Raw genomic sequence first — 485 nt, 5'->3', positions numbered from 1 at the left:
TTAAAATATGAATACATTAACTTAAGAGTTGGAGAAATGATCATGGAACAAATTACGTCTGCTCAAAATAATAAAATAAAAAATGCAAATAAGTTAAAAAAGAAACGTGATCGTGATAAGACAGGTCTAGCTTTAATAGAAGGAATACACCTTATCGAAGAAGCGTATCAAAGTGGTATTGAAATAAAGCAATTATTTGTAATAGAACCTGACAGAACAGATGAGGACCTAATTGATTACGCGAATGAAACATATGAAATTAATATGAAAGTGGCTGAAGCTCTATCTGGTACTGTAACACCTCAAGGTTTCTTTGCGGTGATTGAAAAGCCACATTATAATGATACCGAAGCGCAACAAGTATTATTAATTGATCGAATTCAAGATCCAGGTAATTTAGGTACATTAATTCGCACTGCAGATGCTGCTGGCATAGATTTAATTGTAATGGAAAAGGGTACTGCAGACCCATATCAAGATAAGGT

The 485-nt window shown here is 33.4% G+C and carries 1 protein-coding gene; it reads left to right on the top strand.

The window, feature by feature from the left end; genetic code table 11:
- Nucleotides 1-42: 42 nt before the first annotated feature.
- The coding region (locus tag HZY83_RS07245) for a TrmH family RNA methyltransferase (RefSeq protein ID WP_179943378.1) at nucleotides 43-485 on the top strand (443 nt) is incomplete at its 3' end.

It is taken from the genome of Gemella sp. GH3 (genome assembly GCF_013415425.1).
Taxonomy (GTDB): domain Bacteria; phylum Bacillota; class Bacilli; order Staphylococcales; family Gemellaceae; genus Gemelliphila.
This window is presented reverse-complemented; position numbering and strand designations above follow the sequence as displayed.